Source organism: Cellulomonas sp. P1_C4 (assembly GCF_056406355.1).
Genome location: NZ_JBFUAI010000014.1, coordinates 84,241 through 109,389, shown reverse-complemented (window position 1 = coordinate 109,389; position 25,149 = coordinate 84,241). Strand labels below are relative to the sequence as shown.

Below are 25,149 nucleotides of genomic sequence, written 5' to 3'. Positions count from 1 at the left end.
GAGCTGTCAGAGCTGGTCGGTGGCGAACGTGTCGCAGGCCTGGAACGTGCGCTGCTGGTAGCCCGTGGTGAACCAGCGCTCGCGCTGCTCGCTCGAGCCGTGCGTCCACGAGTCGGAGTTCACGCTGCCGCCGGACTGCTTCTGGATGTTGTCGTCCCCGACCGCCGCCGCCGCGCCGAGCGCGTTCTGCAGCTGCTCCGGCGTGATCGGGTCGAGGTAGGCGACGCCGGTGTCCGGGTCGATGGTGTTGGCGGCCGTGCCGGCCCACATGCCCGCGTAGCAGTCGGCCTGGAGCTCGGTGCGGACCGAGTCGGAGTCGGCGCCGGTGCCCTGGCGGTCGGCCTTGTCCATGACGCCCGTGATCTGCTGGATGTGGTGGCCGTACTCGTGCGCGGTGACGTACTCCTCGGCCAGGGGCCCGTCCTCGCCGCCGAGCTGGCTGAGCTGGTCGTAGAAGCTGACGTCGAGGTAGATCGTCGCGTCGGGCGGGCAGTAGAACGGGCCGGTGGCGCTCGTCGCGTCGCCGCAGCCGGTGCTGATGGAGTCGGTGAACGCGACGGCGTCCGGCTGGCTGAACTGGCCGCCGGCCGCGGTGACCGTGGCGGCCCAATAGGTGTCGAGCGAGTCCAGCGTCGCGCTCAGCCGGCAGGTGCGGTCCGTGTTGGCCTGCTCCGCCGTGCACTCGCCGACGGTGCCCTCGGGCTGGGGTGCTCCGCCGCCGCCGGCGACCCCCGTCAGATCGACCTGGCCGTTGGAGAACAGGTAGACGAGCAGCACGATGATGCCGACGGCGCCGCCGCCGCCCGCGGCGATCTTGCCGCCGTTGCCGCCGGTTCGTACGCGTCCGCCGCCGAAGCTGCCACCCTCCTGGAACGTCACCGAGGCAACGTAGCCGCGTCATGCCGTCCGCGCCCGTCGAGAGCGGGTGATCAATCCTCGCCGAGCCCCCGCGCGGCCAGGGCGTCGCCGGTCGCGCGGGCGTGCGCGACCATCCGCACCGCGGCGGGCACGAGGATCGCGCGCGGCTCCCGGTCGAGGCCGCGCGCCCGGGCGGCGTCCCGCGTCTCCAGCGACATCCGGGCGAGCACCGGCACGGTCCGCAGGAACAGGCCGACCACCAGCGCGAACGTCTCGGGTGCGAGGCCCACGTGCCGCAACGGGCGCGCCAGCCGCGCGACGACGTCCAGGAGGCTGTCGGCACGGGTGGTCGCGGTGACGACGGCGGCCATGAGCACGAGGGCGACGAGGTCGACCGCGACCTCCACGGCGGTCGCCCAGCCGCGCGCCCACCACTGGTACGCGCCGACGAGCCCGGCGGTGACGACGGCCGGGACCAGGCCGCGGGTGGTCCGGTGCCAGGGGATGCGCGCGACCAGCTGGGCCAGCAGGGCGACGCCCAGGGCGAGCACCGCCGACAAGGGACCGTGGAACGCCACGACAGCAACGGCGAAGACGGTGAGGAACGCGAGCTTGAGGCCGGCCGGCGCACGATGGATCACGGTCGTGCCCGGGTGGTAGAGCCCGAGCGGCCCGGCCCACGGGGGCCGGATCGGGCCGGTCACGACCGGATCTCCATGAGCGCCCGGTACGACGCGACGGCCGATGCCGGGTCCCCGTCGAACACCACGGCGCCGTCATCCACGACGAGCACGCGGTCGGCGCGCAGCGCGGCGTCGAGGTCGTGCGTCACGACGATCACCTGCTGCTCGAGGTCCGCCAGCAGCCCGTCGACGACGCCGCGCCAGCGCAGGTCCAGCAGGGTCGTGGGCTCGTCGCACACCAGGACGGCGGGCTCCGTGGCCAGCACGGACGCGAGCGCGAGCAGCTGCCGCTGCCCCCCGGACAGCGCGTGCACGGGGACCTCGGCCCGGTCGGCCAGCCCGAACCGGTCGAGCGCCGCGCGCGCGGCGACGTCCCGCTCGGCCGCGGTCATCGACAGGCGGCGCAGGGACAGGGCGACGTCCTCGACCGGCGTCGGCATGACGAGCTGCGCGTCGGGGTCGGTGAACATGAAGGCCACCCGGCGACGCACCGCGGCCCCGTCCCGAGCGGTGTCCAGGCCGTCCACCCGGACGGTCCCCGACGACGGCAGGACGAGGCCGTTGAGCAGGCGCGCGAGCGTCGACTTGCCTGAGCCGTTCGCCCCGATGATCGCGATGCGGTGCTCGGCGAGCGCCAGCGTCACCGGCCCGAGCAGACGGACGACGCGGTCGGCGCCGCCCGCCGGGTCGGGGCTGTAGGCGGTGACGAGGACGTCGTCGAGGGCGATCACGCGAGCGTCAGCGGCGGGTGCGCAGCATGTCGGGGAACGCCTTGAAGACGGCCAGGGCGACGGCCGCGGCGGCGAGGTTCTTGAGCACGTCGCCGGGCCAGTAGACGAGGTCGATGGCGAGGGCCTCGCGGAAGCTGAGGCCCAGGCGGGCCATGAGGCCGACGATGCCCGCGGGGTGGATGGTCAGGAAGCTCGCGGCCAGACCGGCCAGCACGAGGACCGGGTACCGCCATCCGGAGGTGACGCGCAGCGCGATGCCGCCGAAGACGCCGGCGAGCGCGGCGGCGAACGGGAACGCGAGCAGGTAGCCCACGGACGGCTTGCTCAGCACGACGACACCGCCGGTGCCCTCGGCGAAGATCGGCAGCCCCGCCAGGCCGAGCGCGAGGTACAGCAGCACCGCGAGGGTGCCGCGGCGCCAGCCGAGCACCAGGCCGGCCAGGATGACCCCGAACGTCTGCAGCGTGATGGGTACGCCCGACGGGGTGGGGATGCCGGGCAGGATCGCGCACACGGCGATGAACGCGGCGAACGTGGCGATGAGCGCGACGTCGGTGGCCACCGACGCACGCGCGACCGGAGCCGGAAGAGCAGAGGCGGATGCGGCGGCGGTCTCGTTGCCAGGTGCGCTGGTCATGGATACCCCTCGATGGTCGTGGCGGGCGCGGCGATCCCGCTCGTACGGGGCGCCGTCGGGACCCTGCGGCCGGTCGCCACGCTAGCCGGTCGTAGACTTGCTGGCGTTTGTGCCCGCGGCCAACGCCAGCGCGGCGAACTCGGAGGAAACCGTCAAGTGATCACTGCCCAGGCTGTCGAGCTGCGCATCGGCGCACGAGTGCTGCTCGAGGAGTCGTCGTTCCGCATCGCGGCCGGCGACCGGATCGGTCTGGTCGGTCGCAACGGCGCCGGCAAGACCACGCTCACCAAGACGCTGGCGGGCGAGACGCAGCCCACCGGCGGCCAGATCGTCCGCGGCGGCGAGGTGGGCTATCTCCCGCAGGACCCCCGCACCGGCGATCTCGAGCAGCTCGCGATGGACCGGGTGCTCTCGGCTCGCGGCCTCGACGAGGTCGTCCGCGCCATGCGCGCCACCGAGGTCGCGATGGCCAGCGAGGACGACGCGGTCCGCGAGAAGGCGATGGACCGGTACTCCCGGCTCGACTCGCGCTTCAACGCCGCCGGCGGGTACGCCGCCGAGAGCGAGGCCCACCGGATCGCGTCGAACCTGGGGCTCGACGAGCGGGTGCTCGGCCAGACCATCGGCACGCTCTCCGGTGGCCAGCGCCGCCGCGTCGAGCTGGCCCGCATCCTGTTCTCGGGCGTCGAGACGCTGCTGCTCGACGAGCCGACCAACCACCTCGACGCCGACTCGATCATGTGGCTGCGCGACTACCTGAAGTCCTACTCGGGTGGCCTCATCGTCATCTCGCACGACGCCGACCTGCTGCGGGCCGTGGTGAACAAGGTGTTCCACCTGGACGCCAACCGCTCGCAGCTGGACCAGTACGCGCTCGGCTGGGACGCGTACCTGCAGCAGCGCGAGACCGACGAGAAGCGCCGCCGGCGCGAGCGGGCCAACGCCGAGAAGAAGGCCTCCGCCCTCATGGCGCAGGCCGACAAGATGCGCGCCAAGGCCACCAAGACGGTCGCCGCGCAGAACATGGCGCGCCGCGCCGAGCGCCTGCTGTCCGGGCTCGAGGACGTCCGCGCGTCGGACAAGGTCGCGCGCCTGCGGTTCCCCGAGCCGGCCGCGTGCGGCAAGACGCCGCTCACCGCCTCCGGGCTCTCCAAGACGTACGGGTCGCAGGAGGTCTTCACCGACGTCGACCTGGCGATCGACCGGGGGAGCAAGGTCGTCGTGCTCGGGCTCAACGGCGCCGGCAAGACGACCCTGCTGCGCATCCTCGGCGGCGTCGAGCGGTCCGACACCGGCGAGGTCCGCCCGGGTCACGGGCTCAAGCTCGGCTACTACGCGCAGGAGCACGAGACGCTCGACATGGACCGCACGGTCGTCGAGAACCTCAAGTCGTCGGCGCCCGACCTCACCGAGACCCAGGTCCGCTCGGTCCTGGGCTCGTTCCTGTTCTCGGGCGACGACGCCGACAAACCCGCCCGCGTGCTGTCCGGCGGCGAGAAGACCCGCCTCGCGCTCGCGTCCCTCGTCGTCTCCAGCGCGAACGTCCTGCTGCTCGACGAGCCCACGAACAACCTCGACCCGGCGTCGCGCGAGGAGATCCTCGCGGCGCTGCGCGGCTACGCCGGGGCCGTGGTCCTGGTGTCCCACGACGAGGGCGCCGTCGCGGCGCTGGACCCCGAGCGGGTGCTCCTGCTGCCCGACGGCGACGAGGACCTGTGGAGCCCGGCCTACCTCGACCTCATCGCGCTGGCCTGATCTGCCAGACCCCTGGATGACGCCCCGGCCGCGTGGACCGGGGCGTCATCCGTCGGCTCAGACGACGCCGTAGGTGGCCAGCCAGTCGCGGACGACGGCGATGTCGACCCGCTGGTAGCCGCCGAGGTACCGGCAGTTCGCGGTCAACCCGTAGCTGGTGACGGCGACGATCGTGCCGTTCAGGAACACCGGGCCGCCCGAGTCCCCGAAGCACGTGCCGCCGGTGCCGCGGGGGTCCTTGTCGTTCCCGTTCGTCTGCAGGATCTGCGGGGTGAGCTTCTGGCCCGGCATGTCGACGTACCGGCGGATCAGCGGGTAGCTCATCGGCTGCGGCTTCTGCGGGCCCGAGTCCGGCTTGCGGACCTCGGTGCCGTACCCGACGGCCGTGAACAGCGTCTTGTTCAGCACCGGCTGCGCGAACCCGTCGAGGTAGTTGAGGGTCGAGAGCTTCGCGGGCGTGATGCTCGTGACCGGCCGGTCGAGCACGATGACGCCGACGTCGTTCCAGTTGTCGAGGTCGGTGAAGTCGGAGTAGTCGGGGTGCGTGTACGCCGTCCCCGAGAGATAGCCGGCCGCCTCGATCTCGGCCTGCGTGTAGCCGGCGGCCGGGTTGGCGGCGACCGGGAACGGGGTCGGCGGCTTCTCGGCGATGACGGAGTCGAACGTGACCAGCGTCTTGCCGAGCGTCCCGTCGGTGCAGTGCGCGGCGGTGATCAGCACCGTCGGGGAGACGAGCGTCGCGCTGCACCGGAAACGGCCGTCAGCGCTGTAGAAGAGGATCAGTCCGACGTTCGGGTGGGTGTTCCCGTCGGGGGTCCCTCCGGTGCTGGCGAGGGCGGGTGCCGCGCCGAGGGCGGTCAGCCCCAGCGCCATGGCGAGGGCGACGACGAGCTTGATGAGTCTGGGTCGCATGCGTGCTTCCTCCTGGTTGGTGTGTGACGCACACCACACCACGAAGATCCCGGGCGCGCGAGGCGAGCGAGGGTCAGTGCGCGCGGTCCTCGCGCACCGCCGCCTCGGCGAGCTGGGCGTCGATGAGCGCGTCMTCGGCGTCCTCGTCGCGGCCCCCGCGGCGGCGCGGGGCGTCCGGAGCACCCGGCGTCGGGCGGGGCCGCGGGGTGTCGCGCGTCGGCCACAGCTCGACGCCCGACGGGGAGACCTGGACCGGGGCGGGTTCCGGTGCCCGCCCCTCGGCGTCGCGGAACGCGCGCTCGTCCTGCAGCTCGCGGCGGGCACCCAGGCTGAACGCGATCAGGCCGCCGAGGGCGAACGTCCACCACTGGAACGCGTAGGACAGGTGCGAGCCCGGGTCCGTGCTGGGGGGCGGCAGCGCGCCGGGCACGGGGGAGACCGACKGGTCTTCCGCGGTCATCGCCCCGTAGACGTCGTAGGTCTCGCCCTCGACACCGCCGGCGGCCAGCACCTGCTCGGCAGAGATGGCCTGCACCTGGCCCGGCGGCGCGGTGCGCGTCGACGCCGGCTCGTCCTGGCGCAAGCGGGCCGTGAGCGTGACGGACCCCTCCGGCGGCGCGGGCGCGGCGACGTCGACGCTCGCGTCAGCACCCGGGTCCACCCAGCCGCGGTCGACGACGAGCACCGTGCCCGCCTGGGTGGGGGTGGTGGCGGTGCCCGCCGAGGCGTCCTCGACGACGAAGGGGACGAGCACGTGGTACGCCGGGGCGCCGTCGACCGGGCGGTTCCGCAGCAGCACGGTCGCGTCCGGCTCGTACCGGCCGACCACCGTCACGCGCCGCCAGACGTCGTCGTCGGTGAGCGGGGTGTCCGTGGTCGGCAGCACCGTGTCCAGGGGGACCGGGTCCGCGGACCAGTTCGTCTCCACCACGTCGATCGCCGCGTCGCGCCAGACGTGCCGGTTCCACTGCCACCGGCCGAGGAACGTGCAGGCGACCGCGACGACGATGCCGAGCAGCACCAGTCCGGTCGCGCGACGGGCCGCGGGGCTCATGATCCGGTGGCGGGCTCGAGCTCCGCCGCGGGGACGACGTCGCGCAGGAAGCCACGCGTGTCGAGGAACTGGCTGAGGTGCTCGCGGTGGTCGTCGCACGCGAGCCACACCTTGCGCCGGTCCGGGGTGTGCAGCTTCGGGTTGTTCCAGAGCAGACCCCAGGTCGCCTCCGCCCGGCAGCCGCGGCTGCTGCACACCAGCTCGTCCACGGCGTCCGGGACGGGGCCGAACAGGCTCACGCGCGACCGTCCGGCTGCTCGTCCGAGGGGCCGAGCCCGCGGGGCGCGCCGGTGCCCGGACCGATCTCGCGCGACGTCATGAACGTCCCGTCGGTGTCGCGGCGCTCGCGGCCGGCGTTCGCGAACAGCACGGCCGAGTAGGGCAGGACGACGGCGGCGACGATGAGGATGAGCGACGCCCACAGCGGGATGTGGCCCCACGAGAAGACGGCACCGGCGAAGCAGACGACGCGGATGCCCATCTGCACCAGGTAGCGCTTCTGCCGGCGGGCCAGGTCGTCGGCCAGCGCCTCGGGCGCGGAGGTGATGCTGTGGACCTCACCCGGGGGGACTGCCGGGTGACGGCGGTTGCTGCTCACTACCTGATCGTAGTCCGGCGGCGCTGAGACGGTGCTGAGGAGAGGTGTTGTGTGGGTCCCACAACACCGCGCGACGAACATGGGCGCGGACCCTGCCGTGACGTGCGGCGGACGTCGGATAGCGTCGTGTCTCGTGCCAGAGACTTCCGACAACACGACCACCGCCCCCGCGCCGCGCAGCGTCCTCGTGACCGGGGCCAACCGTGGCATCGGCCGGGCGATCGCCGAGCGGTTCGTGGCGAACGGCGACAAGGTCGCCACGATCTACCGCGCGGGCGAGCTGCCCGCCGGCGTCCTCGGGGTCGTCGGTGACGTCCGCGACACCGCCAGCGTCGACGCGGCGTTCGCCGAGATCGAGGCCGCGCAGGGACCGGTCGAGGTGCTCGTCGCCAACGCGGGCGTCACGCGCGACCAGCTGCTGATGCGGATGACGGATGAGGAGTTCTCCGAGGTCCTCGACGTCAACCTCACCGGCGCCTTCCGCTGCGCGCGCCGCGCGAGCAAGGGCATGATCCGGCTGCGCCGCGGTCGGATCATCTTCATCTCCTCGGTGGTCGGCCTGTACGGCTCGGCCGGGCAGGTCAACTACGCGGCGTCGAAGTCCGCGCTCGTCGGGATGGCCCGCTCGATCACCCGGGAGCTCGGCGGCCGGGCGATCACCGCGAACGTCGTCGCGCCGGGGTTCATCGACACCGACATGACGCGCGCCCTGCCCGAGGACAAGCAGAAGTCGTACCGCGACGCCATCCCGCTCGGCCGGTTCGCCGAGCCCGACGAGGTGGCCGGAGTCGTGGAGTTCGTGGCCTCGCCGGCGGCGGGCTACATCTCCGGCGCGGTCATCCCGGTCGACGGCGGCCTCGGCATGGGCCACTGACACACTCATTCTTTCTGCACGGCGACACACAGAACGGAACACTCATGGGTCTGCTCGACGGCAAGAAGCTCCTGGTCACCGGTGTCCTCACGGACGGCTCGATCGCCTTCCACGTGGCGCGCCTCGCGCAGCAGGAGGGCGCCGAGGTGCTGCTCACCTCGTTCGGCCGCCAGTTCCGGCTGACGCAGGCGATCGCGCGCCGCCTGCCCAAGGAGGCGCAGGTCCTCCAGCTCGACGTCACCGACGCCGACGACCTCGCGGCGCTCGAGGGCCGCGTGCGTGAGGCGGGCTTCGACGCGCTCGACGGCGTCGTGCACTCGATCGGGTTCGCGCCGCAGTCCGTCATGGGCGGCAACTTCCTGGCCGGCGAGTGGGACGACGTCGCGACCGCGCTGCAGGTCAGCGCGTACTCGCTCAAGTCGCTCGCCGTCGCGACGCAGCCGCTGCTCAGCTCGGGCGGCGCCATCGTGGGCCTCACGTTCGACGCGCGCTACGCCTGGCCGGTCTACGACTGGATGGGCGTGGCCAAGGCGGCGTTCGAGTCGACCTCGCGCTACCTGGCACGCGACCTCGGCCCGCACGGCATCCGCATCAACCTGGTGTCGGCCGGACCGATCCGCACGACGGCCGCCAAGTCGATCCCGGGCTTCGAGGCGATGGAGGGCGGCTGGCCCGAGCGCGCGCCGCTCGGCTGGGACGCGTTCAACCCGGAGCCGACGGCCCGCGCGGTCGCCGCGCTGCTGTCCGACTGGTTCCCCGCGACCACGGGCGAGATCGTGCACGTCGACGGCGGCTACCACGCGATGGGTCTGTGAGTCGTCGCGCGGCGGCCGCGGGAATGGGACGCTGAGCCGGTGACGTCCGACACCGGCCCCCGGCGCCTGCTCCTGCTCCGCCACGCGAAGGCCGAGCACCCGGACCTCATCGCCGACATCCAGCGCCCGCTGTCGCTCGTGGGTCGCAAGCAGTCGGCGAAGGTCGGCGCGGCGCTCGCGGCCGACGACCTCGTGCCCGACCTCGTGCTCTGCTCGGCGAGCGTGCGGACGCGGCAGACGTGGGAGCTCGCCCGCGGGACGCTCGGCGCGGATCCCGAGGTGCGGTTCCTCGAGGACCTCTACTACGCCGGGTCGAGCGCCGTGCTCGAGCTCGTCCGGGCCGTCCCCGCGAACGTGCGCACGGTGCTCGTGGTCGGCCACGAGCCGACGATGTCGCAAGCGGCTGTCCTCCTGGCCGGCGCGGACTCCGACCCGACCACCCTCGCGCGGGTGCGCGTCGGTGTGCCCACCGCGAGCTGGTCGTTGCTCGAGGTGGACGGCTGGGACGGGCTCGGGCGGGCCTCGGCGAACCTGCGCCGGCTCGCCATCCCGGAGTGAGCTCAGTACAGGTCGCGTAGCGCCCGGCTGCGTCCGGCGTCGGTGGTGAGGTCGGTGCTCGCACTGAGCAGGTCGACTCCACCGACCAGCGGCCGCCGCGCGAGCTCCCGCACCTCGGGGTCGGTGACGGCGCCGACGAGCAGCCGGGCGACCGCGCCGCCGTCGACCACGGCGAACGGCCGCCCGTGGAACGCGGTCGTGGCCTCGGGCACGGCGGGGGTGAGCCCGAGGGTGTTGTGCCGACGCACCAGCTCGACGAGGACCCCGCCGAGCCGCTCCTGACGCTCCCGCCATCCGTCGGCCGCCAGCGCGGCCGCCATGGCTGCCCGGAGCATCGTGGTGGAGTCGATCCGCGCCAGCGCCGTGCCCAGCCACTTGTCGTACGGCGCGTACCGGCGCTCCTGCAGCAGCGCCAGGAGCGCGGCCGTGCGGCACACGCGCGCGGTGATCATCCGGGACCCGAGGTCGTCGCCGACCATGCCCGCGCGCGGCGCGAGGTGCTCGTCCTGGCCGATCGCCGACCACGCCGCGGCCTGCTGGTAGAGCCACACGTCGCGGGGGTAGTAGCGCAGCCGCGCGCGGACGGCCTCCAGGCCGAGGTCGTCGTGGAACACCGCGCCGGCGGTCAGCGAGAGCAGACGCTGCTGCGGGACGACGAGCCAGTCCGCGGCCGACGTCGGGTCGACGGGACCGAGCACGCGCACGAGCAGCGAGTCGAGCGTGTGGAGCTCGATCCGATGGTCTACCGGGCCGACCGCTGCGGCGTCGCCGGGACCGCGTGTGCCGTCCGCAGCGGGCGCGGCGGCGCGCGTCGTCCAGCCGGCGACCTCKGGCGGCAGGCGCCGGCGCAGCTCCTCGTGCAGGTCGTCGCCGTGCGCGGCGCGGTCCGGCTCCGACAGGAGCAGCTGGAGCCGCGGCCCCCAGTCGTGGTCGGTGGAGGTCGCGTCGTCGTACCCGAGCACGTCCGAGCCGGGGCCGACCAGCGCGGCGGTGTGCGCGAGCCCCCGGACGACCAGCACCGGTCGGACCTCGGCGTAGAGCAGCCGTGCCAGGTCGATGCCCGGCACGAACGTGGTCACCGTGCGAACACCGGCAGGTCGAGCACCGCGTCGAGCCGGTCGCGCACGACGGCGTCCGCGGCGGCGCACACCAGGGGCTTGGCGTTGAACGCGATGCCGAAGCCGGCCGCCGCGAGCATGTCGAGGTCGTTGGCGCCGTCGCCGATCGCGATGGTGCGGTCCATCGGGATGCCGACCGTCGCGGCGTACTCGCGCAGGGTGTCCGCCTTCGCGGCGCGGTCCACCACGGCTCCGCTCACCCGGCCCGTGAGGCGCCCGTCGACCACCTCGAGGGCGTTCGCCCTGGTCAGGATGATGCCGACGGTGGCCGCGAGCGGGCGGACGATCTCGATGAACCCGCCGGACACGAGCCCGACGGGCCAACCCCGCGCGTCCATCTCGGCGACCAGCTCCCGGGCGCCGGGGGAGAGCTCGACCGCGGCGAGCACGTCGGCCAGCACCGACACCGGCAGGCCCGCCAGCGTGGCCACCCGCTCGTGCAGGGACGCGACGAAGTCGATCTCGCCGCGCATGGCGCGCTCGGTGATCTCGGTGACCAGCTCCTCGGTGCCTGCGTGGGCCGCGAGCATCTCCACGACCTCACCGGTGATGAAGGTCGAGTCGACGTCCATGACGACGAGGCGGGGCTGGGGGACGCTCACGGAACCGCAGGGTAGTGCCGGGCACGGGGTGGGCGCGCTGGCGGCTCAGCCCTCGATGATCGTTCCCTTCGGGACGACGGTGATGCCCGACTCCGTCACGGTGAAGCCGCGCGCGCGGTCGTGGTCGTGGTCGAGCCCGATGCGGACGCGCTCCGGGACGACCACGTTCTTGTCGATGATCGCCCGGTGGACCTGGGCGTAGCGGTTCACGTGGACGTCGTCCATGAGCACCGAGTCCGTGACCTGCGCCCACGAGTGCAGCCGCACGCCCGGCGACAGCACCGACCCGGACACCGTCGCGCCGGAGACCAGCACGCCCGGCGAGACGACGGAGTCCACCGCGTGACCGAGCCTGCCCGCGCCGGCGTGGATGAACTTGGCGGGAGCCAGGCTCGTGTAGCCGCTGTAGAGCGGCCACTCGTCGTTGTACAGGTTGAACACCGGCTCGATGGAGATGAGGTCGATGTTGGCCTCGTAGAACGCGTCGATCGTCCCGACGTCCCGCCAGTAGTCGCGGTCGCGAGGCGTGGAGCCCGGCACGTCGTTGCGCAGGAAGTCGTAGACGCCCGCGGTGCCGCGCTCGACGAAGTACGGGGCGATGTCGCCGCCCATGTCGTGACGGGAGTTCACGTTCTCGGCGTCGGCGGTCACCGCGGCGACGAGGGCGTCCGCGTTGGCGACGTAGTTGCCCATCGACGCGAGGATCTCGCCGGGGGAGTCGGCCAGGCCCACCGGGTCGGTCGGCTTCTCGAGGAACGCCTTGATGAGCGTCGGGTCCGCGGGGTCGACCTCGATGACGCCGAACTGGTCGGCCTCCTCGATCGGCTGGCGGATCGCGGCGACGGTGAACTCGGCGCCGGACGTGATGTGGGCGTCGACCATCTGGGAGAAGTCCATGCGGTACACGTGGTCGGCGCCGACCACGACGACGATGTCGGGGCGCTCGTCCTCGATGATGTTGAGGCACTGGTAGATGGCGTCGGCGCTGCCGAGGTACCAGTGCTTGCCCACCCGCTGTTGCGCGGGGACGGCGGCGACGTAGTTGCCCAGCAGGGGCGACATGCGCCACGTCTTGGACACGTGCCGGTCGAGGCTGTGGGACTTGTACTGCGTCAGCACGATGACGTGCAGGTACCGCGAGTTGATGACGTTCGACAAGGCGAAGTCGACGAGCCGGTACAACCCCCCGAAGGGCACCGCCGGCTTGGCACGGTCGGCGGTGAGGGGCATGAGGCGTTTACCTTCCCCACCTGCGAGGACGATAGCGAGGACGCGCGGCGCTGCCATGGGTACGACCCTAGGCCCCAGGCGCGGTCCCAGCGAGGCCTGCGCGCGCTCACGCGCTAGCGTGTCGATGGGAGAACCGGTCGTCGGGGCCGGAGGCGAGGGGATGGTTCGCGTGCGTGTCGACCTGTTGACCCGGGAGTATCCGCCGTTCATCTACGGCGGTGCGGGCGTCCATGTCGCGGGGCTCTCCCGCGTCCTCGAGCGCACCATCGACGTGCGCGTGCACTGCTTCGACGGCCCGCGGGAGGACCCGCGGGTCACCGGGTACTCCGTGCCGACGGAGCTCGCCACGGCCAACGCCGCACTGCAGACGTTCGGCATCGACCTCGAGATGGCCGACGCCGTCGGGAAGGTCGGTGCCGACGGCGTCGCGTCCGACCTGGTGCACTCCCACACCTGGTACGCCAACCTCGGCGGGCACCTGGCCGGGCTGCTGCACGGCCTGCCGCACGTGGTCAGCGCCCACAGCCTCGAGCCCTTGCGGCCGTGGAAGGCCGAGCAGCTGGGCGGCGGCTACGCGCTGTCGGGCTGGGCGGAGAAGACGGCCTACGAGGGCGCCGCCGCCGTCATCGCGGTCAGCGGCGGCATGCGCGACGACATCCTGCGGGCGTACCCGAAGGTCGACCCGGACCTGGTCAAGGTCGTCCACAACGGCATCGACCTCGACCAGTGGCAGCGGCCCACCGACGACGCGGCGGTCGCCAAGGCGGACGCCACTGTGCGCGCGCTGGGCATCGACCCGTCGCGGCCGGCCGTGGTCTTCGTCGGCCGGATCACCCGCCAGAAGGGCCTGCCCTACTTCCTGCGCGCGGCCGAGCTGCTGCCCCCGGACGTCCAGGTGGTGCTCTGCGCCGGCGCACCGGACACCCCGGCGATCATGGCCGAGGTCACGGGCCTGGTCGACTCGCTGCGCACCAAGCGGTCCGGCGTGGTCTGGATCGAGCAGATGCTGCCGCGGGACGAGCTCATCGCGGTCCTCATGCACGGCACCGTGTTCGCGTGCCCGTCGATCTACGAGCCCCTCGGCATCGTGAACCTGGAGGCCATGGCGGTCGGCCTGCCGGTGGTCGGGACGGCCACCGGCGGAATCCCGGAGGTCATCGACGACGGCGTCACCGGCCGGCTCGTGCCGATCGACCAGCTGCAGGACGGCACCGGCACCCCGGTGGACCCGGAGCGGTTCGTCGCGGACCTGGCTGCGGCCTTCAACGACGTGCTCGACCACACCGCGCGGACCGCGGAGTGGGGGATCGCGTCGCGGCGGCGGGTCGAGGACCACTTCACGTGGGAGGCGATCGCCGACCGCACGCTGGAGGTGTACCGGGCGGCGCTGGCCTAAGGGGTCAGCTGCGACGAGGCCGCCGCCATCGCGCGGCGGGCCATCCGGTCGACGTCCCGCAGGGCCGTCGAGCGCTGGTCGGCCTGCCACAGGTTGACCGCCGCGCCGTCGTCCTGCGTGGCCAGCGCGACGATCGCGCGTAGCCGGGCCGCGCTCGCGAGCACCCGGAGCCGACGGCCGTCCAGCCCGTCCGGTAGCCGCCACGCGGGCAGCTCCAGGTCGCGCAGCGCCGCGACCTGCTCGGCCGCGTCGGGCCGCCATCGGGCGACGTCGAGCCGGACCAGCGCCTCGGTCGCCTGGAGCAGGCCCTGACGCAGCTCGCGCTCGGCGTCCTGCAGCGACCCCGTCCGCGCGTGCGCGACGTGCCGCCAGTCGGGGACCTCCGAGACCTCCCAGGTGACCAGGTGCCCCGGCTCGAGCGCCGAGCCGAACCGCTGCACCACGGGGACCGCGACGAGGCACGACTGCGGCGTCCGCACGAGCACGGCCTCGCCGGCATCGGTCGCTGCCGAGCTGACGGCCGCGGGCGTGGCGCCGGGGTCGCCCGGCACGGGCAGGACGGCGGCGACGTCGCGCGGGGAACCGGCGCACGCGTCGAGGAGCGAGCCGAGCGGCTMGTCGCTGACGTCGTCGCGGAGGGGGTCGTCGGCGGCCGGTCGGCGCTGCACGGTGTGCGGCTCGTCGTCGGACTGGACGGCGTCCAGCAGTACCGAGCGGTCGGAGCGGTCGTCCGCCAGCCACAGGGCGAGGAGCACGGAGCGGGGGAGCTCCAGGGTGAGGTCCACCGGACAACCGTAGACGTGACCGAACCCACCGACGAGCGGCCCGTCGTGGGCGCCCGACGTGCGGCTCGACGGTTATGGTCGTGCCCATGACCGACGTGCTCGACCTGCAGGCCGTGACGATCCGCCGGGGAACGACGACGATCCTCGACGAGGTGACCTGGACGGTCCGCGAGGGCGAGCGGTGGGTGGTCCTCGGCCGCAACGGCGCCGGCAAGACCACCCTGCTGCAGGTGGCCTCGGGACGCATGCACCMCACCAGCGGGACCGCGGACCTGCTGGGCTCCCGGCTGGGTCGCGTCGACGTCTTCGAGCTGCGCCCGCGGATCGGCCTGTCGAGCGCCTCGCTGGCGGACCGGATCCCGGCGGGCGAGCGGGTGCGGGACGTGGTCCTCACGGCGGCGTACGGCGTGACGGGCCGCTGGCGCGAGGAGTACGAGTCGCTCGACGAGTCGCGGGCGACGGACCTGCTCGCCGCGTTCGGCGTCGCGCACCTGTCCGAACGCTACTTCGGCACCCTCTCCGAGGGGGAGCGCAAGCGCGTGCAGATCGCCCGGTCGCTCATGACCGACCCCGAGCTGCTGCTGCTCGACGAGCCCGCCGCCGGGCTGGACCTCGGCGGCCGCGAGGAGCTGGTGGTGGCGCTCGCCGAGCTGGCCGGCGACCACAAGTCACCCGTGCTGGTGCTGGTCACGCACCACGTCGAGGAGATCCCGCAGGGCTTCACGCACATCCTCCTGCTGCGCGCGGGCAAGGCCTTCGCGGCCGGCCCGATCGACGAGGTGCTGACGGCGCAGACGCTGTCCGGGGCCTTCGACCTGCCGCTCGTCGTCGACAAGACGGACGGTCGCTGGTCGGCCCGGGCAACTTCCTCTCAGGGCTGAGCGTTTCCCCAGGTTTTCGCAAAGAAGACGCCTAGTATCGGCTTATAGCGGGAGCCGACGGCGGAACCTGCCGGACCGGAGGAGTGGACCCTCATGGGTTGGCTGTGGTGGATCGGCGCGGCGCTCGTCTTCGGCATCCTGGAGATGCTGTCGCTGGACCTCGTGCTCGCCATGTTCGCCGGCGGTGCCATCGCCGGGGCGATCGCGTACTGGCTGGGCGCCTCGGTCCCCGTGCAGTTCATCGTCGCCGCGATCACCTCCGTCGTGCTGCTCTTCGGGCTGCGACCGTGGCTGCTGCGACACCTGCGGGCCCGGATGCCGCTGGTGGAGACCAACGCCGCGGCCCTGGTCGGGCGCGACGCCGTGGTCGTCTCGACGGTCACCGTCGAGGGCGGCCGCGTGAAGCTCAACGGCGAGGTCTGGAGCGCGCGCGCCGACGCCGCGCAGGCGATCCCGCCCGGCACCGAGGTCCGCGTGTCACGGATCGACGGCGCCACCGCGGTCGTCGTGCCCGTGCCCGGCGCCTGACCCTGAGTGACCTGAGACCCCCGCGGGCACCTCGCCCGCGTGTACTCCTGGAGGATCCATGGACCTGAGCGGTGGGCAGATCGCCCTCTACATCGTGCTGGGCCTGGTGCTGCTGTTCGTCATCATCGCGCTGGTGCGGTCGGTCAAGATCGTCCCGCAGGCCGTCGCGATCATCATCGAGCGGCTCGGCCGGTACTCCCGCACGCTGGACGCCGGCCTGCACCTGCTCATCCCGTTCGTCGACCGCCCGCGCGCCAGCGTCGACCTGCGTGAGCAGGTGGTCTCGTTCCCGCCGCAGCCCGTGATCACGTCCGACAACCTCGTGGTGAGCATCGACACCGTCATCTACTTCCAGGTGACCGAGCCGAAGTCGGCGGTCTACGAGATCGCCAACTACATCCAGGGCATCGAGCAGCTGACGGTGACCACGCTCCGCAACGTGGTCGGCTCGATGGACCTCGAGCAGACGCTGACCAGCCGCGACCAGATCAACGGTCAGCTGCGCGGGGTGCTCGACGAGGCGACCGGGCGCTGGGGCGTGCGCGTGAACCGCGTCGAGCTCAAGTCGATCGACCCGCCGGAGAGCATCAAGGGCTCGATGGAGCAGCAGATGCGCGCCGAGCGTGACCGCCGCGCCGCGATCCTCACCGCCGAGGGGTTCAAGCAGTCGCAGATCCTCACGGCCGAGGGCGAGAAGCAGGCGGCGATCCTGCGGGCCGAGGGTGGCGCGCAGGCGGCGATCCTCACGGCCGAGGGCGAGGCGCGGGCCATCCTCCAGGTGTTCGACGCGGTCCACCGCGGCGACGCCGACCCCAAGCTGCTGGCCTACCAGTACCTGCAGATCCTGCCGAAGATCGCGGCGACCCCGTCGAACAAGATGTGGTTCCTGCCGTCCGAGCTGACCAGCGCGCTGGGCGTCTTCGCCAAGGGATTCGGCGGGCCGTTCACCCCCGACGACAGCGGGCGCCCGGCCGGTACCTCGCCGTTGGGGGACGACCTGCCGCCGACGACGCTCACCGATCCCGCCGAGGCGCTCGCGGAGGCCCGGCGCGAGTCGGCCGCCGCGACCGCGGACGCGACGGCCTCCGGCACCCTGAGCGGCCTGCCGTTCGACCCGTCGGTCGAGCTGGGCCAGCGGCCCGGCGGGGGAGCGGTGCCGCCGCGCGCCCCGCAGCCGCCCGCACCTGAGCCGCCGCAGGACACTCCGACGCAGTGAACCGTGGAGAGCCGGATCCGGGGTTCGGCTCTCTACGCCGTTCGCTCACAGTGAACAACGCTTTGGAGTGAGTGCTCACTCAGTTACATTCGCCGCGTGGAGATGATCACCGGGGTCGCACGTGCGGGTCGGGCCGCGCCGCTGCCGCCCGACGAGCGCCGCGCCGCGATCCTGCTGGCCGTGCGTCCCGTGCTGCTGGCCCGGGGTGCCGCCGTCACCTCCCGGGAGCTCGCCGAGGCCGCCGGAGTCGCGGAGGGGACGCTCTTCCGGGTGTTCACCGACAAGGTGACCCTCATCCGCGAGGCCGTGCTCGCCGCGGTCGACCCGGCGGACGCGATCCCGGAGATCGCGGTGATCGACCGGACGCTGCCGCTGCGCGACAAGCTGCTCCTCCTGATGACGCAGGCACAGGCCCACGTGGGCGACTCGATGCGCTGGATGGGCCTGCTGCACGAGGTCGGGCGGCTGGAGCCGGCCGGGCCGACCCCGGAGAACCGCGAGGCGGCCGTCCGGCAGTGGGGCCGCCGTCAGCAGGCGGGCACCGAGGCCGTGACGGCCGTGGTCGCGGCGCTCCTGGAGCCCGACGCGAGCGACCTGCGCCTGCCTCTCGCCGACGTCATCGACCTCTTTAACACCGTGCTCCTGGGCGCCACCATCCGTACGGTCGACGCTGGTCGCCGCGGGCTCGACACCGGCCCGCCGGACCCGGAGAAGCTGGTCGACCTCCTCCTCCACGGCGTCCTCGCCCCCACCCCGACCGACAGGAGCTCGTGATGCTGGTCAAGCTGCTGAAAGAGCATCTCAAGCCGTACCAGGGGGCGGTGATCGCGGTCGTCGTGCTCCAGCTGATCCAGACGATGGCGACGCTCTACCTGCCCAGCCTCAACGCCCGGATCATCGACGACGGTGTGGTCAAGGGCGACACAGCCGAGATCATGCGCCTGGGCGGCGTGATGCTCGCGGTCAGCTTCGTGCAGATCGTCGCAGCGATCATCGCGGTCTACTACGGTTCGCGGACCGCGATGGCGTTCGGCCGCGACGTGCGCAAGCGGTTGTTCGGCCAGGTGCAGACGTTCTCGGCCCAGGAGGTGGCCAAGTTCGGGGCGCCGACGCTGATCACCCGCACGACGAACGACGTCCAGCAGGTGCAGATGGTCACGATGATGACCTTCACCATGATGATCATGGCGCCGATCATGCTGGTCGGCGGCGTGATCATGGCGATGCAGGAGGACGTGGTGCTCTCCGGCATCCTGCTCGTCTCCGTGCCGGTCCTCGGCCTGGTCATCGGCCTGATCATCTCGCGGATGGTGCCGTACTTCCGGTCGATGCAGAAGCGGATCGACGCGATCAACCGCGTGCTGCGCGAGCAGATCGCCGGCGTCCGCGTGGTCCGGGCGTTCGTCCGCGAGCGCCGCGAGTCGCAGCGGTTCGACGGCGCGAACTCGGACCTCTACGACACGTCCCTGCGCGTCGGCAAGCTCATGGCGCTGATGTTCCCGTCGGTCATGGTGGTCCTGAACGTCACGAGCGTCGCGGTGCTCTGGTTCGGCGCGTACCGGGTCGACTCGGGCGCCATGCAGATCGGTCAGCTCACAGCGTTCCTGTCCTACATCGCGTACATCCTCATCGCCGTCATGATGTCGACGATGATGTTCGTGATGGTCCCGCGGGCCGTCGTGTCGTCGGAGCGCATCGGGGAGATCCTCACGACCGACACGTCCGTGGTGCCGTCGCCGCACCCGCGGGGGCTGCCGGGCAACCGCCCCGGCCTGCTCGAGCTGCGCGGCGTGGAGTTCCGGTACCCGGGCGCCGAACGCTCGGTCCTGCACGGCATCGACCTGGTGGCCGAGCCGGGCCGGACGACGGCCATCATCGGTTCCACGGGTTCGGGCAAGACGACGCTCGTGAACCTCATCCCGCGGCTGTTCGACGTCACCGGCGGCGCGGTGCTGCTCGACGGCGTCGACGTGCGCGACCTCGACCCGGACCAGCTGTGGACGCAGATCGGGCTCGTCCCGCAGAAGCCGTACCTGTTCGCCGGCACCGTCCGGTCGAACCTGGAGTACGGCAAGCCGGGGGCGTCCGACGAGGAGCTGTGGCACGCGCTCGAGGTCGCCCAGGCCCGGCCGTTCGTCGAGGCGCTGCCCGAGGGGCTCGACGCCCCCATCTCGCAGGGCGGCACCAACGTGTCGGGCGGCCAGCGACAGCGGCTCGCCATCGCCCGGGCGCTGGTGCGCAAGCCGTCGGTCTTCCTGTTCGACGACTCGTTCTCCGCGCTCGACTACGGCACGGACGCCGCGTTGCGCGCGGCCCTCGTCCCCGAGACCCAGGACGCGACCGTGCTGGTCATCGCGCAGCGGGTGGCCACCATCCGCCACGCCGACTCCATCGTCGTGATGGAGGACGGCCTCGTCGTCGGCGTCGGCACGCACAGCGAGCTGCTGGAGTCGTCGGAGACGTACCGGGAGATCGTGTACTCGCAGGTGAGCGTGGAGGAGGCGGCATGAGCACCGACGAGCGACCGGCACCCGCCCAGCGGATGCCCCCGCAGCGCCGCGGACCCGGCGGCGGCGGTCCCATGATGAACATGGGCATGCCCGGCGAGAAGTCGATGAACTTCCGCGGGTCGGCCCGCCGGTTCCTGGGCGAGATGCGCGGCGAGCGCTGGCCCATGCTGGCGATCGTCGCCATGGGCACCGCGTCCGTCGTCCTGGCGGTCACCGGGCCGAAGCTCCTGGGCAACGCGACCAACGTGATCTTCGCGGGCGTGATCGGCAAGCAGCTGCCCGCGGGCACCACCAACGCCCAGGCGGTCGAGTTCCTCCGCTCGCGCGGCGAGACGGCTCAGGCCAACATCGTCGAGTCGTCCGGCGCGATCCCCGGCGTCGGCATCGACTTCACCCAGCTGCGCAACATCCTGCTCGTGGTCCTGGTGATCTACCTGGGGTCGTTCCTGTTCGGGTGGCTGCAGGGCCGGATGACGGCGGTCGTGGTGCAGCGGGTCGTCTACCAGATGCGGCAGCGGGTCGAGGCGAAGCTGTCCCGGCTGCCGCTGAAGTACCACGACGGCCAGCCGCGCGGCGAGCTGCTCAGCCGGGTGACCAACGACATCGACAACGTCGCCCAGACGTTGCAGCAGACCCTCTCGCAGCTGATCACGTCGGTGCTCACCGTCATCGGCGTGCTCGCCATGATGTTCTTCATCTCGCCGCTGCTCGCGGTCATCGCCCTGATCACGGTCCCGCTGTCGATGTGGATCGCGGGGATGATCGCCAAGCGGTCCCGTCCGCAGTTCATGCAGCAGTGGGCGGTGACCGGGCAGCTGAACGCCCACATCGAGGAGATGTACACCGGGCACTCCCTGGTCACCGTCTTCGGTCGGCAGAAGGAGGCCGCCGAGGTGTTCGCGGAGCGCAACGAGAGGCTGTACGAGTCGAGCTTCAAGGCGCAGTTCATCTCCGGGATCATCCAGCCGGCGCTCGGCTTCGTCGCCAACCTCAACTACGTGATCGTCGCGGTCGTCGGCGGACTGCAGGTGGCGTCGGGAGCCCTCACGCTCGGCAGCGTCCAGGCGTTCATCCAGTACAGCCGGCAGTTCACGCAGCCGATCACCGCGATCGCGTCGATGGCCAACCTGCTCCAATCGGGCGTCGCGTCCGTGGAGCGGGTGTTCGAGCTGCTGGACGCCGACGAGCAGGAGCCCGACCCGGTCGACGCGGTGCAGCCGGACCAGCCCATCCAGGGCCGGGTCGCGTTCGAGAACGTGGCGTTCAGCTACTCGCCGGAGAAGCCGCTCATCCGGGACCTCTCGCTGGTGGCCCAGCCGGGCCAGACGATCGCGATCGTCGGCCCGACCGGCGCCGGCAAGACGACCCTGGTGAACCTGCTCATGCGGTTCTACGAGGTCGACGCCGGCCGGATCACCCTCGACGGTGTCGACGTGCGGGACATGACCCGCGACGCGCTGCGCTCGCAGATGGGCATGGTGCTGCAGGACACCTGGTTGTTCGGCGGCACGCTCGCGGAGAACATCGCGTACGGAGTGGAGCACGCGACGCAGGAGGAGATCGTCGAGGCCGCCGTCGCGACCCACGTCGACCGCTTCGTGCGGACCCTGCCGGACGGCTACGAGACCACGGTCGACGACGAGGGCGCGAACGTCTCGGCGGGGGAGAAGCAGCTGCTCACCATCGCCCGGGCGTTCCTGGCCGACCCCGCGATCCTCATCCTCGACGAGGCGACCTCGTCCGTGGACACGCGCACCGAGGTGCTGGTCCAGCAGGCGATGAACGCGCTCCGGCACGGGCGTACCTCGTTCGTCATCGCGCACCGGCTGTCGACGATCCGTGACGCCGACACGATCCTCGTCATGGAGGACGGCGCGATCGTGGAGCAGGGCTCGCACGACGAGCTGCTCGCCGCCGACGGCGCGTACGCGCGCCTGTACGCGAGCCAGTTCGCGGCCGCGGTGGCTCCCGTGGACTGACGCCGTCCACGCACGGCTCGGCGGCATACCGGCGGGCCACGGACGACCTCATCGAATCGATGTGATCGACCCGTACGCTCGGCCCCATGCCCACCCTTCCCGACGCCGAGCGCACCGGGTTCACGCGCGATCGGATGACGATCGCGTTCTACGGCTGCTTCGCCGTGTGGGGCTGGCTCCTGTACAGCTTCAACCCGAGCGTGCCGCTGCTGGCCGACGAGCTGGGCATCAGCGACGCACAGGCCGGTCTGCACGGGACGGCCATGGCCGCCGGCGGGATCCTCGCCGCACTCGTCACGCCGCGGCTGGTCCGCGCCCGGGGTCGGCGGGCCGCCATCCTGCTCGCGTGCGCGCTCATCACGGTGGGCGCGTCCGGGCTGGTGGCCGCGCCCGCGCTCGGGTGGAGCCTGCTGGCGATGGTGGTCCTCGCGCTCGGGGGCAACGTCATGATCAGCGCGGCGCAGGCGGGGCTGGCGCTCCGCCACGGACCCAAGGCCTCCGCGGCCCTCACGGAGGGCAACGGCGTCGGCTCGTCGATCGGGCTGGTCGGACCGCTGGTCGTCGGGGCGTGCGTGGCGATCGGGTGGGGGTGGCGTCCGGCCGTCCTGGTGACGGCCGCCMTCGCTCTGGTGACCGCGATCCTGATGTCGCGGATCCCCGTCGGCGGCGCGATGACGCCGGCCCACGTCCCAGGCTCGTCGCACGCTGCCGCGGCCCCGGTCCGCGCGGGGAGCCGGCTGCCGGCGTGGTGCTTCCTGGTCACGCTCGTCGCCGGCGTCTCGCTGGAGTTCGCCACCACCTACTGGTCGACCAGCCTGATCCTGCAGCAGACGGGCGCCGGCGCCGGGATCGCCGCCGCGGCGACGGCCGGGCTCGTGGCGGGCATGTCCGCCGTCCGGTTCGTCGTCGGCCCCCTCTCCCTGCGCGTCGCGCCCACCATGCTGCTGGCCGTCGCATTCGTCGTGGCCATCGGTGGCTGGGCGATCCTGTGGAGCGCGACCACCCCGGCGACGGCGATGGTCGGGCTGGTGGTCGCCGGGTTCGGGTACGGCGCGCAGTACCCGCTGTCCATCTCCCTGCTGCTGGCGACGGCGCCCGGGCGGGCCGACGCGACGCAGGCCCGCGCGACGTTCGTCGGCAGCCTCGCCATCGGCATCGCGCCGTTCGCGCTCGGCGCGCTCGCCGACACCGTCGGCACGCACCAGGCGTTCCTCGTCGTGCCTGTCGTGGCTGTGATCGGGGTGGCGGCCGCGCTGCTCGGAGGCCGCGCGCTGCGCAGCTCCCGGGTCCCGCCCGCGCAGGTCGTCGCCGGTGTGGCGGCGGATCGATAACGTTTTCCGTCGTGGCAGGCTGGGCGCATGCCCTCGCTCGCTCATCGACGCGCCGACGCGGTCGTCACGGTCCTGCGCCCCGACGGCCGCCCGCTCACGGACACCGACGTCGTCGTCGCGCAGGAGCAGCACGCGTTCCTCTTCGGCAACATCGGGTTCGACTTCCTCGACCCTTCTGCTCGGTCGGAGTCGCTCGCCGACCTCTGGTTCGACGTGTTCAACGCCGCCACCCTCCCGTTCTACTGGGGCAGCTTCGAGCCCGTACGCGGGCGACCCGACACCGCGCGCCTGCTGACGGCCGCGCGGTGGCTCGTGGACCGGGGCGTCGTCGTCAAGGGGCACCCGCTCGCGTGGCACACCGTCGGCGCGCCCTGGCTGCTCGACCTCACGACGGACGGGATCGCCGACGCCCAGGACGCGCGGATCCGCCGCGAGGTGGCCGACTTCGCCGGCGTCATCGACACCTGGGACGTGATCAACGAGGTCGTGATCATGCCGGTGTTCGACAAGGAGCCCAACGGCCTGACCCGGCTCGCCTGGGAGCGCGGGCGGATCCCGACGATCCGGCTCGCGTTCGACGCGGCGCGGCAGACCAACCCGTCGGCCACCCTCCTGCTCAACGACTTCGACATGTCGACCGCGTACGAGTGCCTCATCGAGGGCGTGCTCGAGGCGGGCATCCAGGTCGACGCGATCGGCCTGCAGAGCCACATGCACCAGGGCTACTGGGGCGAGGAGAAGACGCTCGCGATCCTCGACCGGTTCGCGCGGTACGGGCTCCCGCTGCACCTCACCGAGACGACGCTGCTGTCGGGCGACCTCATGCCCGCGCACATCGAGGACCTCAACGACCACCAGGTCTCCTCGTGGCCCTCGACCCCCGAGGGCGAGGCGCGGCAGGCGGACGAGCTCGAGCGGCACTACCGCACCCTGCTCGCGCACCCGGCCGTGCAGGCGGCGACGTACTGGGGGATCACCGACGAGGGCGCGTGGCTCGGTGCGCCGGCCGGCCTGGTCCGCGCCGACGGGACGCCGAAGCCCGCGTACGACGCCCTGCGCCGGCTGGTGAAGGACGAGTGGTGGGTGGCGCCGAGGACCGTGCGGACCTCCTCGTCCGGGCGGGTGCCGGTCAGCGGGTTCCGCGGGACGTACTCCGTCGACGGGGTGCCGTTCTCGCTCGACCGGGACGGGGAGGTCGTCGTCCGGCTGGAAGGATGAGCGCGTGCCCGTCGCCTCCCTGCAGCCCGTCACCGACCCGTCCGACGACCGCCTCTCCGACTACGTCTCGCTGACCGACGTCGCGCTGCGCTCGCGGCAGGAGCCCGCTAAGGGGCTCTACATCGCGGAGAGCTCCACCGTGCTCGGCCGGGCGCTCGCGGCCGGCCACCGGCCCCGGTCGATCCTGCTGTCGCCGCGCTGGCTGCCCGACCTCGAGCGGCTGCTGGCGAGCCTGCCGCCCGACGACGTGGTCGTCCCGGTCTACGTCGCCGAGGAGCCCGTGCTCGAGGCCATCACCGGGTTCCACGTCCACCGCGGGGCGCTCGCGGCCATGCACCGCCCACCCCTGGAGCCCGTCGCGGCGCTGCTGGCCGGCGCGCGCCGGGTCGCCGTGCTGGAGGACATCGTCGACCACACCAACGTCGGTGCCGCGTTCCGGTCGGCGGCGGCCCTCGGTGTCGACGCCGTGCTCGTCACGCCCCGCTGCGCCGACCCGCTCTACCGGCGGTCGGTGCGCGTGTCGATGGGGACCGTGTTCCAGGTGCCGTGGACGCGGATCGACCCGTGGCCCGACGGGCTGTCGTTGTTGGGTGCGCTCGGGTTCGCCACCGCCTCTCTCGCGCTCACCGACGAGTCGATCTCGCTCGACCAGCTCGCAGCCGACCCGCCGGAGAAGCTGGCCCTGATCCTGGGCGCGGAGGGCGACGGGCTCAAGCCGCGCACGATCGCCGGATCGGACCTGGTGGTCCGCATCCCGATGGCGGGCGGGGTCGACTCGCTCAACGTCGCCTCGGCGGCCGCGGTGGCGTTCTGGGCGACTCGCCTCTGCTGATCTCGGACGACCCGTTGCCACCGGCGCCCGACGGGCGGAGACTGACGG

General features: G+C 72.5%; 26 protein-coding genes. 14 read left to right on the top strand and 12 right to left on the bottom strand.

Going from position 1 to position 25,149, the window contains the following annotated elements:
• Positions 1–6: 6 nt before the first annotated feature.
• The 4 genes from ypfJ to AC1DYZ_RS12965 are packed head-to-tail and all read right to left on the bottom strand — an operon-like array spanning position 7 to position 2,909.
• Positions 7–879 carry a KPN_02809 family neutral zinc metallopeptidase gene (ypfJ, locus tag AC1DYZ_RS12980; protein WP_477065603.1) on the bottom strand — a complete coding sequence of 291 codons (873 nt, stop codon included), beginning with the start codon at positions 877–879 and terminating at the stop codon, positions 7–9.
• A 50-nt stretch (positions 880–929) separates the two neighbouring features.
• Positions 930–1,562 carry an energy-coupling factor transporter transmembrane component T family protein gene (locus tag AC1DYZ_RS12975; protein ID WP_477065602.1) on the bottom strand — a complete coding sequence of 211 codons (633 nt, stop codon included), beginning with the start codon at positions 1,560–1,562 and terminating at the stop codon, positions 930–932.
• Entirely contained in the window at positions 1,559–2,272 is a 714-nt protein-coding gene (locus AC1DYZ_RS12970; RefSeq protein ID WP_477065601.1) for an energy-coupling factor ABC transporter ATP-binding protein, read from the bottom strand. The genes AC1DYZ_RS12975 and AC1DYZ_RS12970 overlap by 4 nt, the downstream gene beginning before the upstream one ends.
• 7 nt (positions 2,273–2,279) lie before the next feature.
• Positions 2,280–2,909 carry a biotin transporter BioY gene (locus AC1DYZ_RS12965; RefSeq protein WP_477065600.1) on the bottom strand — a complete coding sequence of 210 codons (630 nt, stop codon included), beginning with the start codon at positions 2,907–2,909 and terminating at the stop codon, positions 2,280–2,282.
• Positions 2,910–3,065: 156 nt separating this feature from the next.
• Here AC1DYZ_RS12965 and AC1DYZ_RS12960 point away from each other — a divergent pair, with 156 nt between their 5' ends.
• Positions 3,066–4,664 carry an ABC-F family ATP-binding cassette domain-containing protein gene (locus tag AC1DYZ_RS12960; RefSeq protein ID WP_456826687.1) on the top strand — a complete coding sequence of 533 codons (1,599 nt, stop codon included), beginning with the start codon at positions 3,066–3,068 and terminating at the stop codon, positions 4,662–4,664.
• A gap of 57 nt (positions 4,665–4,721) precedes the next feature.
• Here AC1DYZ_RS12960 and AC1DYZ_RS12955 read toward each other — a convergent pair whose 3' ends face one another.
• The 4 genes from AC1DYZ_RS12955 to AC1DYZ_RS12940 form a co-directional block, all read right to left on the bottom strand.
• Positions 4,722–5,576, bottom strand: coding sequence for a S1 family peptidase (locus AC1DYZ_RS12955; protein WP_477065599.1), 855 nt, complete (start codon positions 5,574–5,576; stop codon positions 4,722–4,724).
• 73 nt (positions 5,577–5,649) lie between these two features.
• Positions 5,650–6,630 (bottom strand): SURF1 family cytochrome oxidase biogenesis protein, encoded by a 981-nt coding sequence (locus AC1DYZ_RS12950; protein ID WP_477065598.1) that lies wholly within the window; start codon positions 6,628–6,630, stop codon positions 5,650–5,652.
• Positions 6,627–6,869 (bottom strand): hypothetical protein, encoded by a 243-nt coding sequence (locus tag AC1DYZ_RS12945; protein ID WP_477065597.1) that lies wholly within the window; start codon positions 6,867–6,869, stop codon positions 6,627–6,629. Before AC1DYZ_RS12945 ends, AC1DYZ_RS12950 begins: the two co-directional genes overlap by 4 nt.
• Positions 6,866–7,228 carry a DUF3099 domain-containing protein gene (locus AC1DYZ_RS12940; protein ID WP_477065596.1) on the bottom strand — a complete coding sequence of 121 codons (363 nt, stop codon included), beginning with the start codon at positions 7,226–7,228 and terminating at the stop codon, positions 6,866–6,868. The genes AC1DYZ_RS12945 and AC1DYZ_RS12940 overlap by 4 nt, the downstream gene beginning before the upstream one ends.
• A 133-nt stretch (positions 7,229–7,361) precedes the next feature.
• Here AC1DYZ_RS12940 and fabG point away from each other — a divergent pair, with 133 nt between their 5' ends.
• Genes fabG through AC1DYZ_RS12925 form a run of 3 tightly spaced genes read left to right on the top strand, consistent with a single transcriptional unit; the run spans position 7,362 to position 9,475 of the window.
• Entirely contained in the window at positions 7,362–8,102 is a 741-nt protein-coding gene (fabG, locus tag AC1DYZ_RS12935) for a 3-oxoacyl-ACP reductase FabG (RefSeq protein ID WP_477065595.1), read from the top strand.
• Positions 8,103–8,146: 44 nt separating this feature from the next.
• Positions 8,147–8,917 (top strand): enoyl-ACP reductase FabI, encoded by a 771-nt coding sequence (gene fabI / locus AC1DYZ_RS12930; RefSeq protein WP_477065594.1) that lies wholly within the window; start codon positions 8,147–8,149, stop codon positions 8,915–8,917.
• A gap of 39 nt (positions 8,918–8,956) precedes the next feature.
• Positions 8,957–9,475, top strand: coding sequence for a SixA phosphatase family protein (locus tag AC1DYZ_RS12925; RefSeq protein ID WP_477065593.1), 519 nt, complete (start codon positions 8,957–8,959; stop codon positions 9,473–9,475).
• Between the two features lie 2 nt (positions 9,476–9,477).
• Here AC1DYZ_RS12925 and AC1DYZ_RS12920 read toward each other — a convergent pair whose 3' ends face one another.
• The 3 genes from AC1DYZ_RS12920 to glgC are packed head-to-tail and all read right to left on the bottom strand — an operon-like array spanning position 9,478 to position 12,482.
• Entirely contained in the window at positions 9,478–10,554 is a 1,077-nt protein-coding gene (locus AC1DYZ_RS12920; protein ID WP_477065592.1) for a DUF4037 domain-containing protein, read from the bottom strand.
• A complete protein-coding gene (gene serB, locus AC1DYZ_RS12915; RefSeq protein WP_477065591.1) occupies positions 10,551–11,195 on the bottom strand; it encodes a phosphoserine phosphatase SerB in 645 nt (214 codons plus the stop codon). The genes AC1DYZ_RS12920 and serB overlap by 4 nt, the downstream gene beginning before the upstream one ends.
• 45 nt (positions 11,196–11,240) lie before the next feature.
• Positions 11,241–12,482, bottom strand: a complete 1,242-nt coding sequence (gene glgC / locus AC1DYZ_RS12910) for a glucose-1-phosphate adenylyltransferase (protein WP_477065590.1) — start codon at positions 12,480–12,482, stop codon at positions 11,241–11,243.
• Between the two features lie 112 nt (positions 12,483–12,594).
• Here glgC and glgA point away from each other — a divergent pair, with 112 nt between their 5' ends.
• Complete coding sequence (gene glgA / locus AC1DYZ_RS12905; protein ID WP_477065589.1) at positions 12,595–13,821, top strand: glycogen synthase; 1,227 nt, start codon at positions 12,595–12,597, stop codon at positions 13,819–13,821.
• Here glgA and AC1DYZ_RS12900 read toward each other — a convergent pair.
• Complete coding sequence (locus AC1DYZ_RS12900; protein WP_477065588.1) at positions 13,818–14,606, bottom strand: hypothetical protein; 789 nt, start codon at positions 14,604–14,606, stop codon at positions 13,818–13,820. The two genes, glgA and AC1DYZ_RS12900, sit on opposite strands and share 4 nt — an antisense overlap.
• An 86-nt stretch (positions 14,607–14,692) precedes the next feature.
• Here AC1DYZ_RS12900 and AC1DYZ_RS12895 point away from each other — a divergent pair, with 86 nt between their 5' ends.
• The 9 genes from AC1DYZ_RS12895 to AC1DYZ_RS12855 all read left to right on the top strand — a co-directional run bounded on the left by AC1DYZ_RS12895 (position 14,693) and on the right by AC1DYZ_RS12855 (position 25,101).
• The gene (locus tag AC1DYZ_RS12895; RefSeq protein WP_477065587.1) at positions 14,693–15,487 is read left to right on the top strand and encodes an ABC transporter ATP-binding protein; all 795 of its coding nucleotides are present in this window, start codon (positions 14,693–14,695) and stop codon (positions 15,485–15,487) included.
• A gap of 93 nt (positions 15,488–15,580) precedes the next feature.
• Positions 15,581–16,015, top strand: coding sequence for an NfeD family protein (locus AC1DYZ_RS12890; RefSeq protein WP_477065586.1), 435 nt, complete (start codon positions 15,581–15,583; stop codon positions 16,013–16,015).
• 58 nt (positions 16,016–16,073) lie between these two features.
• Complete coding sequence (locus AC1DYZ_RS12885) at positions 16,074–17,231, top strand: SPFH domain-containing protein (RefSeq protein ID WP_477065585.1); 1,158 nt, start codon at positions 16,074–16,076, stop codon at positions 17,229–17,231.
• Positions 17,232–17,333: 102 nt separating this feature from the next.
• Positions 17,334–18,005, top strand: a complete 672-nt coding sequence (locus AC1DYZ_RS12880) for a helix-turn-helix domain-containing protein (RefSeq protein WP_477065630.1) — start codon at positions 17,334–17,336, stop codon at positions 18,003–18,005.
• The gene (locus tag AC1DYZ_RS12875) at positions 18,005–19,741 is read left to right on the top strand and encodes an ABC transporter ATP-binding protein (RefSeq protein ID WP_477065584.1); all 1,737 of its coding nucleotides are present in this window, start codon (positions 18,005–18,007) and stop codon (positions 19,739–19,741) included. Before AC1DYZ_RS12880 ends, AC1DYZ_RS12875 begins: the two co-directional genes overlap by 1 nt.
• Complete coding sequence (locus tag AC1DYZ_RS12870) at positions 19,738–21,720, top strand: ABC transporter ATP-binding protein (RefSeq protein WP_477065583.1); 1,983 nt, start codon at positions 19,738–19,740, stop codon at positions 21,718–21,720. The genes AC1DYZ_RS12875 and AC1DYZ_RS12870 overlap by 4 nt, the downstream gene beginning before the upstream one ends.
• An 86-nt stretch (positions 21,721–21,806) precedes the next feature.
• A complete protein-coding gene (locus AC1DYZ_RS12865; RefSeq protein ID WP_477065582.1) occupies positions 21,807–23,051 on the top strand; it encodes an MFS transporter in 1,245 nt (414 codons plus the stop codon).
• A gap of 27 nt (positions 23,052–23,078) precedes the next feature.
• Complete coding sequence (locus AC1DYZ_RS12860; protein WP_477065581.1) at positions 23,079–24,269, top strand: endo-1,4-beta-xylanase; 1,191 nt, start codon at positions 23,079–23,081, stop codon at positions 24,267–24,269.
• Between the two features lie 4 nt (positions 24,270–24,273).
• Complete coding sequence (locus AC1DYZ_RS12855; RefSeq protein ID WP_477065580.1) at positions 24,274–25,101, top strand: TrmH family RNA methyltransferase; 828 nt, start codon at positions 24,274–24,276, stop codon at positions 25,099–25,101.
• The last annotated feature ends 48 nt before the right edge of the window (positions 25,102–25,149 follow it).

Coding starts and splice junctions, on each gene's coding strand:
- AC1DYZ_RS12965 (WP_477065600.1), bottom strand. CDS start 2,909: ATGACCAGCGCACCTGGCAACGAGACCGCCGCCGCATCCGCCTCTGCT.
- fabI (WP_477065594.1), top strand. CDS start 8,147: ATGGGTCTGCTCGACGGCAAGAAGCTCCTGGTCACCGGTGTCCTCACG.
- AC1DYZ_RS12870 (WP_477065583.1), top strand. CDS start 19,738: ATGAGCACCGACGAGCGACCGGCACCCGCCCAGCGGATGCCCCCGCAG.
- AC1DYZ_RS12860 (WP_477065581.1), top strand. CDS start 23,079: ATGCCCTCGCTCGCTCATCGACGCGCCGACGCGGTCGTCACGGTCCTG.
- AC1DYZ_RS12885 (WP_477065585.1), top strand. CDS start 16,074: ATGGACCTGAGCGGTGGGCAGATCGCCCTCTACATCGTGCTGGGCCTG.
- AC1DYZ_RS12875 (WP_477065584.1), top strand. CDS start 18,005: ATGCTGGTCAAGCTGCTGAAAGAGCATCTCAAGCCGTACCAGGGGGCG.
- AC1DYZ_RS12890 (WP_477065586.1), top strand. CDS start 15,581: ATGGGTTGGCTGTGGTGGATCGGCGCGGCGCTCGTCTTCGGCATCCTG.
- AC1DYZ_RS12880 (WP_477065630.1), top strand. CDS start 17,334: ATGATCACCGGGGTCGCACGTGCGGGTCGGGCCGCGCCGCTGCCGCCC.
- glgC (WP_477065590.1), bottom strand. CDS start 12,482: ATGGCAGCGCCGCGCGTCCTCGCTATCGTCCTCGCAGGTGGGGAAGGT.
- AC1DYZ_RS12955 (WP_477065599.1), bottom strand. CDS start 5,576: ATGCGACCCAGACTCATCAAGCTCGTCGTCGCCCTCGCCATGGCGCTG.